Annotated in this window: 14 protein-coding genes; 11 read left to right on the forward strand and 3 right to left on the reverse strand. The window is 74.1% G+C overall.

Annotated elements, in window-relative coordinates:
- The 4 genes from HMPREF3159_RS02960 to HMPREF3159_RS02975 all read left to right on the forward strand — a co-directional run.
- On the forward strand, positions 1-986 hold a 986-nt coding region (locus HMPREF3159_RS02960), incomplete at its 5' end, for a DNA/RNA non-specific endonuclease (RefSeq protein ID WP_070499601.1).
- A gap of 29 nt (positions 987-1,015) precedes the next feature.
- On the forward strand, positions 1,016-1,525 hold the full coding sequence (locus HMPREF3159_RS02965; protein ID WP_070499602.1) for a hypothetical protein: 510 nt from the start codon (positions 1,016-1,018) through the stop codon (positions 1,523-1,525).
- A 146-nt stretch (positions 1,526-1,671) separates the two neighbouring features.
- Complete coding sequence (locus tag HMPREF3159_RS02970) at positions 1,672-2,757, forward strand: hypothetical protein (RefSeq protein ID WP_070499603.1); 1,086 nt, start codon at positions 1,672-1,674, stop codon at positions 2,755-2,757.
- A 72-nt stretch (positions 2,758-2,829) separates the two neighbouring features.
- Complete coding sequence (locus HMPREF3159_RS02975; RefSeq protein WP_070499604.1) at positions 2,830-3,729, forward strand: aminodeoxychorismate lyase; 900 nt, start codon at positions 2,830-2,832, stop codon at positions 3,727-3,729.
- On the opposite strand, the gene HMPREF3159_RS02980 is transcribed toward HMPREF3159_RS02975, so the two are convergent.
- Complete coding sequence (locus HMPREF3159_RS02980) at positions 3,730-4,695, reverse strand: sugar-binding transcriptional regulator (RefSeq protein WP_053917328.1); 966 nt, start codon at positions 4,693-4,695, stop codon at positions 3,730-3,732. It abuts the gene before it with no gap.
- Between the two features lie 111 nt (positions 4,696-4,806).
- Between HMPREF3159_RS02980 and HMPREF3159_RS02985 the strand changes: the two genes are divergently transcribed.
- The 7 genes from HMPREF3159_RS02985 to HMPREF3159_RS03015 all read left to right on the forward strand — a co-directional run bounded on the left by HMPREF3159_RS02985 (position 4,807) and on the right by HMPREF3159_RS03015 (position 9,995).
- Positions 4,807-5,310 (forward strand): PTS sugar transporter subunit IIA, encoded by a 504-nt coding sequence (locus HMPREF3159_RS02985; RefSeq protein WP_070499605.1) that lies wholly within the window; start codon positions 4,807-4,809, stop codon positions 5,308-5,310.
- Positions 5,307-5,774 (forward strand): NUDIX domain-containing protein, encoded by a 468-nt coding sequence (locus HMPREF3159_RS02990; RefSeq protein WP_070499606.1) that lies wholly within the window; start codon positions 5,307-5,309, stop codon positions 5,772-5,774. Before HMPREF3159_RS02985 ends, HMPREF3159_RS02990 begins: the two co-directional genes overlap by 4 nt.
- Positions 5,775-5,842: 68 nt before the next feature.
- On the forward strand, positions 5,843-6,691 hold the full coding sequence (locus tag HMPREF3159_RS02995; protein ID WP_070499607.1) for an aldo/keto reductase: 849 nt from the start codon (positions 5,843-5,845) through the stop codon (positions 6,689-6,691).
- Between the two features lie 292 nt (positions 6,692-6,983).
- Positions 6,984-7,565: an RNA polymerase sigma factor gene (locus HMPREF3159_RS03000; protein ID WP_070499608.1), complete on the forward strand. Its 582-nt coding sequence runs from the start codon at positions 6,984-6,986 to the stop codon at positions 7,563-7,565.
- Positions 7,562-8,398 carry a hypothetical protein gene (locus HMPREF3159_RS03005; RefSeq protein WP_070499609.1) on the forward strand — a complete coding sequence of 279 codons (837 nt, stop codon included), beginning with the start codon at positions 7,562-7,564 and terminating at the stop codon, positions 8,396-8,398. Before HMPREF3159_RS03000 ends, HMPREF3159_RS03005 begins: the two co-directional genes overlap by 4 nt.
- A gap of 25 nt (positions 8,399-8,423) precedes the next feature.
- On the forward strand, positions 8,424-9,242 hold the full coding sequence (locus tag HMPREF3159_RS03010) for a serine hydrolase (protein ID WP_070499610.1): 819 nt from the start codon (positions 8,424-8,426) through the stop codon (positions 9,240-9,242).
- 144 nt (positions 9,243-9,386) lie between these two features.
- Complete coding sequence (locus HMPREF3159_RS03015) at positions 9,387-9,995, forward strand: hypothetical protein (RefSeq protein ID WP_070499611.1); 609 nt, start codon at positions 9,387-9,389, stop codon at positions 9,993-9,995.
- 85 nt (positions 9,996-10,080) lie between these two features.
- Here HMPREF3159_RS03015 and HMPREF3159_RS03020 read toward each other — a convergent pair whose 3' ends face one another.
- On the reverse strand, positions 10,081-10,551 hold the full coding sequence (locus tag HMPREF3159_RS03020; RefSeq protein WP_070499613.1) for an SRPBCC family protein: 471 nt from the start codon (positions 10,549-10,551) through the stop codon (positions 10,081-10,083).
- Between the two features lie 82 nt (positions 10,552-10,633).
- On the reverse strand, positions 10,634-11,599 hold a 966-nt coding region (locus tag HMPREF3159_RS03025), incomplete at its 5' end, for a C40 family peptidase (RefSeq protein ID WP_070499612.1).

Here is an 11,599-nt window from a genome sequence, read left to right on the forward strand (position 1 = left end):
AGGCGGCGGAGCTCGCCGGGCAGGCCGAGGGGCAGGACGGGGCGTCGGGGTACGGGGCCGGCGGCCCCGGCGGATCGACCGACGGTCCTCGCGCCTCCCCGCCGCCGAGGGACGTCGAGGGGATCCGGCTGATGACGGCCCATGCGCCGCTCAGCGCCGCCGACGCCTCCGCGGCCGTCGGGGAGAGCACGCTCGCCTTCCCGGAGACGGGCATGGAGCTCGCCCCGCCCGAGACCGCGCACCGCATCGAGGTCGACGCGGACCACGCCCACGCCCCCGACGGCGCGGACGAGCCCTTCGGCCTCGACGAGGACGGCGCGCCGATCACGCTCGAGCCCGACACCCGCTACGACGTCGGCGAGCACGGCACCTACTACACCGACGACGAGGGACGGATCGAGTACGTCGAGGCCGCAGGCGGCGGCGAGACGATGAACCCGAACCTCCGCGAGACCCTTCCGGACGCGACGTACCACGTCAACGAGCAGGCCTACTACCGCACCGACGAGCTGGGCCGCACCGAGCACCTCTACGTGCCCGACGTCGTCGTGGACCGCGAGATGGCCCGCTCCCAGTCGATCCAGTCCACGATCGCCGAGCGCTGGGACATGAGCGGGGACGGCACCTCCGAGCCGGTCGAGTTCAACGCCGGGCACGTCCTGGCCAGGCAGCTCGGCGGGATCCGCGAGGAGATCAACTACACCCGCCAGTGGGACGAGGTCAACCAGGCCCGCAGCGGCCAGGACACCATCTACACCTACGAGAGCCTCATGGCCGACGGGATCTCCGACGAGGACCGCTCCTACTCCTACGAGACCCGCATCCGGTGGGGTGAGGAGCAGCCCGCCGGCGTCGGCCCCGAGCACGACAGCGCGCCGTGGGAGTACGTGCCCTCCGGCTACGACGTGCGAATCCTCGAGGACGGCGAGCAGATCGTCGAGGACCACCTGCCCAACTACCCTGAGGGCGCGACCTTCCCCCGCTGAGCGGGGACGTCGCCGCCGAGAGGAGCACCATGAGCCAGCCGCCCACTTCGCAGGACCCGGCCGCTCAGCGCCCGTCGGCGCCCTCGCCGATGGAGCGCCAGGGCGCCCTGACCCGGGACCTCGCGACCGTGCTGCTCTCCGCGCTCGACCTCACCGAGCAGTGGCGGCACGTGGGCGCGGCCTTCCTCCCGCACGGCGAGGAGTGGGTCGGGCGCCTCGTCATCACCGACCGCGACGGGACCTCCCGCGGCGGCGACAGCGTCTTCGCCGTCGACTCGCAGGTCACCCTGCTGCTGGACGCGCTCCAGCACTGCACCGCCGAGCAGCGCCAGGCCTTCGTGTCCCTGCGCCTGGACGCCACCCGACCGCCCGAGGACCCCGACCGGATCGCGCTCGGCGCCGACCTCGTCTACGACCACGACCCGGGCGACTTCGACGGGCTCGGCGGCATCGACGCGGACTACGCCCGCACGCTCATCGGACGGGTGGGCGCCGACCGGGTCCCGGACTGGGTGCGGGAGCTCGCCGACGGCGAGTGAGCCCGGGCGGCGACCCCGCCGGTCGCGGCCGGGATGGGGAGTCCTCCCCATGGCGGAGCGAGCCCCGGGACGCATAGGTTCGGGGCGTGCCCGGCGAGGCACGAGGCGGGGACGGCGACACGGGGGCTCGAGGGGAACGGGGAGGCATGAACGGATTCTGGGGGGCGGACGCCGAGGCCCTGCGGACGATGGGCGCGGTCTGCGCCCGGCGCGCGGAGCTGCTCGACGAGCTCGAGGGGCGGCTCTCCGCGGTGATCGACACCGTCGAGTGGGCGGGGGAGGACGCCGAGCGGTTCCGCGCCGACTGGTCCGGGAGCGTGCGCCCCGGTCTCCAGGACCGCGGTGTCGAGCTGCGCCAGCAGGCACGACGCCTCGCCCAGCACGCCGAGGAGCAGGAGGCCGCCTCGAGCCCCGACAGCTTCGGCGGCCCCTGGTCGAGCCCCGGAGAGTTCCTCGCCGACATGTCGAGGATGGCGCAGGGGATGCTGCGAGACCTGCTCGGCGGCGAGGGCGGGCCCGCGGGCCGCTTCGCCGACATGCTGCGCGAGGCGCTCGCCACCCCCGAGGGGCGGGCCGCGCTGCTCGGCGCCTTCCTCGGGAGCCTGCTCGGAGGGCTGCTCGCCGACCTCGTCCTGCGCGGTCTCGCCCTCGGCATGCTGCTCGAGGAGCTGCTGGCCGGGCTCGGCGCCGGCGGCGGACTCGGGAACCTGATCGGGGAGGAGGGGCGCCTGGGCGCGGGGCTCGAAGGTGGGGGTGCCGGAGCGGGTGCTGGTGCCGAGTCCGGTTCGGGCACGGGCTCCGAGAGCGCCGGTGGCTCCGACGGGCCCTCGAGCGGTGCGGGGGAGTCCGCATCCGGCGGGACCGGAGGCGGGTCCGGTGGTGGTTCCGGCGGAGGTTCCGACGGCGGGTCGTCGTCGGGCGGCGGGTCCGGCGGGGGCGGTGCCGAGGGGACCGGTGGATCCGGCGGCGCCGAGGCGGGTGCTGCGGGGACCGGGAGCGAGGCCCCTGCGCAGGGCGGCGCGATGGGCCTGCAGGGGCTCGTGGACGGCCCGGCGCAGAGCGCCGGCTCGCTGCCCGCGGGGCGGCTCGAGGCGCCCGGCGCCGAGGAGCACGGCACCCTGTTCGAGCGCCTGGTGGCCATGATCGGGGAGATGCTCGGCGGCGCCACCGGCGGCGACGCCCCGAGCCCGCGCGGCGCCTCGGCGATCGGCGAGGGGATCGGCTGGGGCTGAGCCGTCGGCCCGGCAGGTCTACCCTGGTGAGACGGCTCCGCACCCCGGCGGGCCCCGTGAAGGAGCAGTGACATGACCGCGACCAGCCCCCGTACCCCCGCCCCGGTGCTCGTGCTCGTCCCCGGCGCGACCGGGGCACCGGCCGACGGCGGACCCGGCTACCGCCTCGCCGACCCCACGGTCCCGCAGCTCTCGGTCACCGACCTCGTCGCCACCCGCGGCGACGGCGTCTTCGAGACCATCGGCGCCTTCGACGGCAGCCCCGTCAACGTCGGCCCCCACCTCGCCCGCCTCGCCCGCAGCGCTGAGATGATCGACCTGCCCGCCCCCGACCAGGCGCTGCTCGCCGAGGCGGTCGACGCCGCGATCGCCGCCCACGAGAGCGTCGCCGAGCTCAGCGTGCGCGTGATGTACACCCGCGGCGTGGAGGGCACCGGCACCCCCACCTGCTGGATCCACGCCCGCGTCTCCGACGACTGGACTCCCTACCGCGCCGGGATGCGCGTCGCGGTGCTGGACCGGGGCCTGGCCACCACCGCCCCCTCCACCAGCCCCTGGCTGCTGCAGGGCGCGAAGACCCTCAGCTACGCCGTGAACATGGCCGCGGTGCGCGAGGCGAAGCGACGCGGCGCCGCCGACGTCCTCTTCGTCTCCAGCGACGGCTACGCCCTCGAGGGCCCCACCTCCACCCTGCTCGTGCGCCGCGGCGACACCTTCCTCACCACCCCCGCGAGCGCCGGCGTGCTCGCCGGCACCGCCGTGGCGACCCTCTTCGAATGGCTGCGCGAGCAGCAGGGCCTGGCCACCGGCGAGGAGCTCATGACCATCGAGGACGTGAAGGGCTCCGACGGCGCCTGGCTGCTGTCCTCCACCCGCCTCGCCGCTCCGATCACCCACCTCGACGAGCACGAGCTGCCCGTCGACGCCGAGCTCACCGCCCGTTTCGAGCGCGTGCTCAAGGGCGGGATCTGATCAGGCGCGAGACCTGAGCGCGAGCACCTCGCGGGCGAGGTCGACATCCACCACCAGGGTGCCGATCGCGCCGCTGCGCAGCACCCCCACCACCCCGGGCGCCTTCTCCTCCCCGGCCGCGACGCCGAGGACCTCCGGGATCCGCAGCAGCTCCGAGAAGGTCACCGCGAGCACCCGCTGATCCGTCGGCGCCCCGAGCGGGATCCCCTCGGCGTCCACGAAGCGACCGCACACGTCGCCCACCGGGCGCTGCGCCTCGAAGGCCGCGCGCTCCTCCTCGCCCAGCGCCATCAGGTCCAGCACGTGCGGGGAGGAGTGCACGCCGAGCGAGCCGATGCCCACCACCGCGAGCTCGACCTGCGCGGCCGCCTCCAGCACGGTGCGGATCGAGGACTCCGCCCGCAGCGTCGCCACCGCCGTCGCGGACTCCAGCACCGCCGGGGCGTAGAGCGTCCGCGGCGTCGCCCCGAGCCGCGAGGCGAGCACCCGCAGCACGGACTCGCCGGAGTCGAACTGGTCCAGGGCGCTGTGCCCGCCCACCAGCGGCAGCACCGTCGGCGTCGGCCGGGGGCGGAGGGAGTCCAGGGCGGCGACGACGCTCTGGACCGTCTGCCCCCAGGAGACGCCGAGGCTGCGCACCCGTCCCGCGCGCTCCGCGATCAGCGCCGCGCCCTGCCGCGCGACCGACTCCATCGCCGAGGCCCGCGGCGCGGAGACCACATGCACCTCCCGCAGCGAGAACGTCGCCCTCAGCGCCGCCTCGAGCGCCTCGTCGCGGCGCGGCGGGCCGTCGGGGTCGTGGATCGTGATCTCGACGATCCCGCGCTCCCGGGCCTGGGAAAGGATCCGCGAGACGTTCGAGCGGGACAGTCCCAGCTCCTTCGCCACCTCCGTCTGCGAGCGGCCCTGCTCGTGATAGAGGCGCGCCGCGCGCACCACGAGGGCGGTGTCTCGAGGGGCGGGCATGGGCTCTCCTGGCGGGCGGCGGCGCGGGACGCGCCGGACGGAACGAGCCCAGCGTACGCAGGCGAGCGCCGACGGGTGCCAGAATCAGGGGGTCGTCGTCCGGGAGGAACCATGAGCACAGATCCGCGCACGCCCCGCGCACCGCTCGCGCTGAGCCTCGTCCTGGCCCGTCTCGAGGCGGCCGACGCGACCGACGCGCTGCGCACCCTCGCCGGGCACCTGCTGGACGACGGCGCCGTCACCGAGGCCTTCCCCGAGGCGCTGCAGGCGCGCGAGCGGCGCTACCCGACGGGCCTGCCCACCCCGATCCCCACCGCGATCCCGCACGCCGACCCCGAGCACGTGCTCGTCCCGGGCCTGGCGCTCGCGACCCTCGCCCGCCCCGTCGCCTTCGGGGAGATGGGGGCCGGCGGCGGGGAGGTCCCGGTGCAGCTGCTGGCCATGCCGCTGCTGACCGACGCGCGCGAGCACCTCGCCGCCCTGCAGCGCCTGATGGCCCTGCTGCAGGACGAGCAGGCTGTCGCCGCGCTGCTCGAGACCGAGGACGCCGAGACGCTGAGGGCCCGGGCCGAGGCGCTGCTGGGACGGGCAGAGGACGAGGAGGAGATCGCATGAGGAGCCCCAGGCTGGGAGTGAAGGCGCTGATCGTCCGCGAGGGGCAGGTCCTGATGAACCGCTACCTGGAACCGGACGGTCGGGAGGTGTTCGCCCTGCCCGGAGGCGGGCAGGAGCACGGCGAGGACCAGGCCGCGGCGATGGTCCGCGAGTGCCGCGAGGAGATCGGCGCCGAGGTCGAGGTGCACCAGCCCGCCTGCCTGTTCGAGATCATGATGGACCGGCGCATGGTCGACGGCTCCCCGATCCCGCCGTTCCACCAGGTCAACGTCGCCTACTGGTGCGGCCTGGCCGAGGGGGAGGAGCCCGGGGAGGGCACCGAGCCGGACCCCGGCCAGGCCGGCACCGCCTGGCTGGCGCTGGACCGGCTCGGCGAGCACGTCGTCCACCCGCCCGAGCTCGCCCGCTGGCTCGAGCAGGACCCCGGCTCCCGGCCGTTCAGCCTCGGGGTGTGCCGCGGCTGAGCGGGCGATAGCCTGGGGGAGTGTCCAGCGGCGGTCGAGTCCGCCGCGACCCGAGAGCTAGGAGCCCCATGACCACCTCGCCCCGCATCTCCTTCCACGACGGCCGCTCCATCCCGCAGCTCGGCTACGGCGTGTGGCAGGTCGAGAACGAGGTCGCCGCCGACGTCGTCGTCAAGGCCCTCGAGGCCGGCTACCGCCACGTCGACACCGCCCGCGGCTACAACAACGAGGCCGGCGTGGGCCAGGCCCTGAAGTCCGCCGGCCTCCCGCGCGACGAGGTCTTCGTGACCTCGAAGGTACCCAACCAGGACCAGGGCCGCGACGCGACCCTGCGCTCCTTCGACGCGACCATGGAGGACCTGGGTCTCGACGAGCTCGACCTCTACCTCATCCACTGGCCCGCCCCCTCCAAGGGCCTGGCCGTGGAGACCTGGAAGACGCTCGTGGAGCTCAAGGAGCAGGGCCGGATCCGCTCCATCGGCGTCTCGAACTTCCGTCGCGAGGACATCGAGACGATCGAGGCCGAGACCGGCGTGCTGCCCGTCCTGAACCAGATCGAGGTCCACCCGTACCTCGGCAATGCCGAGCTGCGCGCCTTCCACGCCGAGAAGGGCATCGTCACCGAGGCCTGGTCGCCGCTGGGCCAGGGTGGCGGCGAGCTCGAGGACCCGGTGGTCACCGCCGTCGCCGAGGCGCACGGCGTCGGCCCCGCCCAGGTGCTGCTCGCCTGGAACCTCGCGCTCGGCAACGTGGTGGTCTCGAAGTCCGTCACCCCCGAGCGGATCGCCGCGAACCTCGCCTCCCTCGAGCTCACGCTCACCGATGACGAGATCGCGAACATCGCCGCCCTCGACAAGGGCGCCACCGGCCGCCAGGGCCCGGACCCCGACACCTTCGCCGGTCACCAGGGCGCCTGAGCTCGACCCGTACTGCCGCGGCCCCGCCGCACACCACGACGCGCCGCGTCTCCCACCAGGGAGGCGCGGCGCGTCGTCGTGCGGGGCGAGCTCCGACGAGGTCGGCTCCGCCGCCGGGGTGACGCCGTCCGTCGGCCGGCCGTCGCTCTCGACGCCCGGCCGCGGAGGGTTCTGCTGCCGTGGGGAGTCATGCGCGTCCGGGCATGAGTCGTGGCGCCACAGAAGTTGCGGGCGGCGCAGCCTTAGGGTCGGGCTCTGACACAGCGTCGCCGGTGCCGGACAGGAGAGGGACGTGAGCACACCGCAGAGTCCCGATCCCGAGCAGCGATTCACCGCGCTGTTCGACGGCACGTACGGCGACGTCCTCCGCTTCGTCCGCCGCCGACACGGGGACGAGGGCGCGGAGGACGTCGTCGCCGAGGCCTTCCTGGTCGCCTGGCGCAGGCTCGAGGACCTGCCCGAGGATCCCGGCGACGCCCGGGCCTGGCTGTTCGGCATCGCGCGGGGAACTCTCGCCAACTCACGGCGCAGCGATCGTCGCCGGGACGCGCTCGGTGTGCGGCTCGCGGACCATGACGCCCGAGCCGGGCAGGTGAGCGACGACGCGGCGACGCTGCGGCTCGATGTCGGCCGCTCCTGGACGCACCTCACCCAGACGGAGCAGGAGGCCATCGCCCTCACCGTGCTCGACGGACTCACCTCGGCGCAGGCCGCGCGGGTCCTCGGCATCACTCCGGTCGCCTATCGGCTGCGGCTCTCCCGCGCCCGACGACGGCTGCGGCGCCTGGTGGAGGACGGCCCACCGCCGAGCCCCCGTACCGCCGCCGACCGCACCGCACACCCTGCTGACACCGCCTGGGAGGCGACCTCATGAGGACCACGACGCTCGAGAACACCCTGCGGACGCTCGATCCGGCTCCGCCGACAGGCGACGGACGCCCCGCACGGGCCGATGCAGATCTCCACCGGATCCTCGCCACCCCGCGCGACAGCGGCGACCGCTCCGATCACCCGTCTGTCGGCGACCGTCCTGCCGTCGGCGCCCGCCCGCTCGTCGGCCGTCCTCGACGTGCGCGATGGCGCGCCGGGCTCGTCGCCGTCGCCGCTGCGACGCTGATGGTGACGACGGGCGTGGTCGGCATCGACATCCTGCGGCCCACGACGGCTTCCGCGACATGGACACCGGTGGGGGATGCCGTTCCCGCCGATGCTCCCGGGGTCCAGCAGTGCGAGCAGTGGTGGCAGATCGAGTCCTCCGAGCTCCGACCGGTCCTGCAGGAGCGGCGCGGGGACACCACCCTGGTCCTCGCCGCCGACGATCAGGGCCGCGAGCTGCTGTGCACCGCGACGCTGAGGGACGGGCAGGAGCCGATCGGCGGGATGACCTCGGTGGAGGACGCTCCGATCGCCCAGCTCGCGCCGCACGAGGTCTCGACGACCTTCGTCGACACGACGTTCGAGGAGGCCATGCGGCAGAACGGGTGGCAGGCCGAGGGATCCACGACTGTCGCCGGCGATGTCGGGGAGGACGTGGCACGGGTGGTGCTCGAGACCGACGCCGGGCCCGTCGTGGCGAGCCTCGCCGACGGACGCTTCGCCGCCTGGTGGCCGATCGAGGACGACTCCGATACCCACCCCGAGGTGCGTGCGCAGATCACCACCGCCGACGGGGAGACCCGGACCGAGACGCTGCGCGGGCGGGGCTGACCGGGCGGCATCGTAGGGTCGGGGCATGTCGCTGCCCACCGCCGCCGCCCCGACCGAGGTGCGCCTCGCGCACTGCCTGCTCGACGCCGACGGCGCCGTGCTCTCCTCCGAGCGCGCCGAGGAGTCGTTCTACGCCGCGAGCACCATCAAGCTGCACGTGCTGCTGGCGGTGCTGCGCGCCGCCGAGCAGGGCGAGCTCGACCTCGACACGGAGCTGCCCGCGACCCGTACCTTCACCGGCGCCGACGGGGAGGAGTTCACCCTGTCCGGCGATCACCTCGATCCCACCCACCCCGAGCCCGGCGCCCCGATCGCGCTCCGCGATCTCGCCACGCGGATGATCGACCGCTCCAGCAACGAGGCGACCGACCAGCTGCTCGAGCTCGTCGGCCTGGACGCGGTCGCGGCGGTCGTCGGTGAGCTGGGGCTCACCGCCACCCGGGTCGAGAGGCTGATCGGGGACGCCGCGGCCCTCGAGCGGGGCCTCACCAACGAGACCTCCGCCGCGGATCTCGCCCGCACCATGCACCACCTCGTCGCAGGCCCCCGTCTCTCAGGCGACTCCCACGAGCTCGCCCTCGCGGCGATGCACGCGCAGACGATCCCGATCATCGGGAGCGTGCTGCGCGACGGCGTCCGATGGGGGTCGAAGTCCGGGTGGGTCGACGGGTACCGGCACGACGTCGCCTACGTCGAGGATCCTGCCGTCGGCGGCCTGCGCGTGCTCGCGGTGATGACCGCGGGGCTCGCCGAGGAGGAGGCCGACGCACGGATCGCCGCCCTCGTCCGGGAGCTGCTCCCGGAGGCGGCGCAGCCGTCTGGAGCCGACGAAAACCTAGGCTGATCAGGGCATTCCGGACATCGCGGGTTGACGGTCGTGATCATTCCGTGATCAGGATGGGTGCGCACGATCGCGGGGGTGCGTCGCCCGGGAGACCGGAGCCCGGGTAGCCCGGCGGCCCCCGCAGTCGACACGGAGGTTCTCACCGTGACCGATCAGGCAGCACTCTCCCCGCACGACCGACGCAGCTTCTTCCGCGGCCTCGGCGTCGCCGGAGCCGCGGCCCTCACCGGACTGGCCGTCCCGACTGTCCTCGCTCCCCGCGCCTCGGCCGTGCCCGTGGACGGCTTCAACCAGAAGATCTCCCGCGAGGAGGTCATCGAGCGCGCTCATACGTGGGTGGATGCCCCGCGGCCCTACTCGATGGAGGCCTTCGACGTGGGCCCCGAGGACGATCCGAACACGCTCTGGCGTCAGGATTGCTCCGGCTTCGTGTCGATGGCGCTCGCCATCCGCGACACCGACAACCCGACCGGCTTCACCACCGAGACCCTCCACCCGGACGGCGGCTACGGCATCACCCACGCCATCACGAAGGAGGAGCTGCTCCCGGGCGACTTCATCCTCCAGCGCAACGCCGACTCCTCCAGCGGCGTCGGGCACGTCGTGCTGTTCAACGGCTGGGCCGACGGCGGCGGCTACCACCTGCTCGAGCAGTCCTACGGTGCCGGCGGCACCACGGCGCGCGTGGCCGATTACCCCTACGACGGCATGCCCGAGTACCACCCGTTCCGCTACGACAACATCGTCGACTGAGCCGACTGGATCGACGGACCGGTCGCTGCCGGTCCCGGCGACGAGGGGCCGTCGGGCGCGCAGGGCGTCCGGCGGCCCCTCGTCGTCAGCGGGCGCGGCGGGCGGCTGCGGCGGCGATGTCGGTGAGGTCCTGCGCCATCGTCGGCTTCGAGGCGGCGAGGCCGATGCGGCCCGAGACCTCGTCGCCCAGACCCCGGAGGCCGCCGCGCGGCGGCAAATCGGCGACGTTCTCGAGGCGCAGCTCGGTGTCCCCGTCCACGAGCTCCCGCAACGTGAAGACGGTGCGATAGCCGATCTTGCCCACCGCGGAGCGGATCACCGTGCGGTGCAGAGGCTCGGTCTCGGCGACCTCGAGCTCCATCGTCGCGCTCCTGCCCAGCATCGTCCGCGTCTCCCGCCAGCGGGTGCCCTCGGCATAGGGGCCGTCGGTGAGCAGCTCGACCCGCTCCACGCCGGTGAGCACCTGCGGGGTGCCGGCGATGTCGGTCAGCACCTCCCAGACGATCGCGGGCGGGGCGTCGACGGGGTGGACGAGCTGGAGGCGCGGGGCGGTCATGGCCATGAGGGTAGGCCGCACGCCGACCGCCCGGTCGGGACGTCCGCCCGGGCGGTCGGCATCTAAGAGGCTCGGCGGCGGCTCAGGCGTCGATCACGCGACGCGCCCCGGCGTACTCCCCGGTCGGGTCGTACTCGGTCAGCGACATGATCTCCACGCTGCGCGCCGCGTTCGGGGCCTGCATGATCAGATCGTCCCCGAGGTACAGGGCGACGTGGCGGATCGAGTCGCCGCCCGGCTCCGTCGCGAAGAACACCAGGTCGCCGCGGCGCAGGTCCTCCCGCGCCACCTCCGCGAGACCGGAGTGGTTCATCTGGTCGCCGGCATCGCGGGCGATCCGGATGCCGTGGTGATGGAAGAGCGTGTACGTGTACCCGGAGCAGTCGAAGCCCCAGGCGCTCACGCCCGCCCACAGATAGCGCAGACCCAGGAAGCGCTCGCCGGTGGCGATCACGTCCTCGACCGTCGGGGTCGGCGGCTGCTCGCCCTGCGCTCGCACTGCCACGTCGCCGGCCGGCAGATAAGCCGGACCGGCACCGGGCACCGCGACCTTCACGGCCTTCGCGGTGCGGCCGAGCACCGGCAGGATCGTGTCGAAGGAGACGTCGATCCCGGGATGGTTCCCGGACGGCGTGCCCGTGAGGGTGCTGGTCAGCGCGGTGACGGTCGCGGTCTGGGAGGTCTCGGCGCGACGGGCGAAGCCCTCGTCGACCACGAGATGGGACAGCGGCACCCAGCCGGGATAGCCGCGCGGATCGCGCGGGGTGGACTGCGCGGTGACGACCACGTGGGCCCAGTCGCCGTCGATCTCGTCGACGATCACCTCGCTGCCCAGCACGGCCTGGCTCTCCAGCTCGCCCGTCAGCCAGCGCCGGGTCTCGGTGTCCTCCATGTTCGCGTTCCAGGCGTCGAGGTCGACGGGGGCCGACACCGCCGGGTCGTCGATCCCGGGCCGGTTGGTGCGCGGGTCGACCCACAGCGTCGTCGCGGAGACGGCGACATGGGCGCGATCGCCCGGCGCGGGCGCCGTGCCGGCGGCGGGCCGCGG

Source organism: Brachybacterium sp. HMSC06H03 (assembly GCF_001807385.1).
Lineage (GTDB): Bacteria > Actinomycetota > Actinomycetes > Actinomycetales > Dermabacteraceae > Brachybacterium > Brachybacterium conglomeratum.

What these genes read in the sequence shown, in the direction of transcription:
- HMPREF3159_RS02965 (WP_070499602.1), top strand. Translation starts at nt 1,016, where the DNA reads ATGAGCCAGCCGCCCACTTCGCAGGACCCGGCCGCTCAGCGCCCGTCG.
- HMPREF3159_RS02970 (WP_070499603.1), top strand. Translation starts at nt 1,672, where the DNA reads ATGAACGGATTCTGGGGGGCGGACGCCGAGGCCCTGCGGACGATGGGC.
- HMPREF3159_RS02975 (WP_070499604.1), top strand. Translation starts at nt 2,830, where the DNA reads ATGACCGCGACCAGCCCCCGTACCCCCGCCCCGGTGCTCGTGCTCGTC.
- HMPREF3159_RS02980 (WP_053917328.1), bottom strand. Translation starts at nt 4,695, where the DNA reads ATGCCCGCCCCTCGAGACACCGCCCTCGTGGTGCGCGCGGCGCGCCTC.
- HMPREF3159_RS02985 (WP_070499605.1), top strand. Translation starts at nt 4,807, where the DNA reads ATGAGCACAGATCCGCGCACGCCCCGCGCACCGCTCGCGCTGAGCCTC.
- HMPREF3159_RS02990 (WP_070499606.1), top strand. Translation starts at nt 5,307, where the DNA reads ATGAGGAGCCCCAGGCTGGGAGTGAAGGCGCTGATCGTCCGCGAGGGG.
- HMPREF3159_RS02995 (WP_070499607.1), top strand. Translation starts at nt 5,843, where the DNA reads ATGACCACCTCGCCCCGCATCTCCTTCCACGACGGCCGCTCCATCCCG.
- HMPREF3159_RS03005 (WP_070499609.1), top strand. Translation starts at nt 7,562, where the DNA reads ATGAGGACCACGACGCTCGAGAACACCCTGCGGACGCTCGATCCGGCT.
- HMPREF3159_RS03010 (WP_070499610.1), top strand. Translation starts at nt 8,424, where the DNA reads ATGTCGCTGCCCACCGCCGCCGCCCCGACCGAGGTGCGCCTCGCGCAC.
- HMPREF3159_RS03020 (WP_070499613.1), bottom strand. Translation starts at nt 10,551, where the DNA reads ATGACCGCCCCGCGCCTCCAGCTCGTCCACCCCGTCGACGCCCCGCCC.